General features: G+C 58.2%; 1 protein-coding gene. It reads right to left on the reverse strand.

Annotated elements, in window-relative coordinates:
- Nucleotides 1–32 precede the first annotated feature (32 nt).
- Nucleotides 33–1,406: an IS30 family transposase gene (locus HUO07_RS21500; protein ID WP_206604606.1), complete on the reverse strand. Its 1,374-nt coding sequence runs from the start codon at nt 1,404–1,406 to the stop codon at nt 33–35.
- Nucleotides 1,407–1,453 lie beyond the last annotated feature (47 nt).

Here is a 1,453-nt window from a genome sequence, read left to right on the forward strand (position 1 = left end):
GCTTAGGTTCAAGGGGCCGTCGCAACACTGGCTTATGATGCTGAAAATAGTAGTTCTTTGAGAGCTTCAGCAGGTGTTTTCCAATCAAGTGTTTTACGAGGTCTGTCGTTGAGAGTCGTCGCGACAGCGTCAAGCTCATGCTCAGAATACCTGCTAATGTCAGTACCCTTGGGAAAGTATTGGCGCAGCAGACCATTGGTGTTCTCGTTAGTCCCACGCTGCCAGGGACTTCGGGGGTCACAGAAGTAGATTGCCAAGCCAGTATCAAGTCGTAGCTGTGCATGCTGGGCCAGCTCCGCGCCTTGATCCCAAGTGAGCGATTTCCGCAGCTGTTCGGGCAGTGTGGCGATCTTTATGGCGATAGCATCGCGAACAGCCTCAGCCCCGTGACCAGCCAAAGCAGGTCCGTTCTTAACTCTGGCGCCCGTTCCATGATCATGCATGGGCGGCAAGTGAAGAAGTAGCGTGAACCGACTCGTGCGCTCGACTAAGGTACCGATTGCGGAGCTGTTCAATCCAATGATTAGGTCGCCTTCCCAGTGGCCGGGGACAGCGCGATCAGCAACCTCCGCCGGGCGCTGGCTGATCATCACCTCGGGCGAGAGGTAGTGTTTACCGCGCTGCTGGGTTCTCGCTCGTGGTACCCGCAATGCCCGGCCAGTACGCAGACACGCGGACAGTTCACGACGAAGTGCACCGCGGCCTTGAATGTAGAGGGCCTGATAGATCGCCTCGTGAGAAATCCTCATCGTCTCATCATCTGGAAAGTCTACCCGCAGTCGACGGCTGATCTGCTCAGGACTCCAACTGACTCCCCACCGCCGGTCGGCTCGGCGACCATGCCGCCGTCCTCGCCATGGCACATTCGGGCCGGGAATAGGTCTGCCTTCAGCATCGGTCACCTCGCCAGCCAGACGTGATTGCACGTAAGCCTGCAACCAGCCATTCCCTGCAAGCTTGGCAGTTTTGGGCCGTTTGGCGGCTAGCTCTGCTTTCCACTGCGCGACTGTGGCCCGGTACTCCAACACACCGCCCCGGGTCGCAGCGTTACGGCGCAATTCGCGCGAGATCGTCGACGGTGACCTTCCTAGACACCGTGCAATCTCACGAACCCCGTGCCCCTGGACTCGCAATAGTGCGAGTTCCTCGCGCTCTGGGAACGACAAATAACGCCCTGAGGGTGGCACCAAGTTAGAGGGTGCCATCCCGCCTGCCTCGCGGAACCACCGTGGCCCCAACGGTTGTGATACACCACACGCCAAAGCTGCATCCTCGCTCGATAACCCCTCAGCTATTCGCTTCCAGAATGCGCGATTGGTACTCCGCTGATTGATGCTTGGTCGACCAGGCGAACGCATCGGTGCTCGCCCAGTCTTTTCAGCGATCCAACTAGATGATCTTCCCATGTAACACCTCCAATATCGAGGTGTTGCGTCGACCGATTGAATCCGCC

This window comes from Vreelandella maris (assembly GCF_013371085.1).
In the GTDB taxonomy this organism is placed as follows: Bacteria; Pseudomonadota; Gammaproteobacteria; order Pseudomonadales; family Halomonadaceae; genus Vreelandella; species Vreelandella maris.

Coding starts and splice junctions, on each gene's coding strand:
- HUO07_RS21500 (WP_206604606.1), bottom strand. CDS start 1,406: ATGGGAAGATCATCTAGTTGGATCGCTGAAAAGACTGGGCGAGCACCG.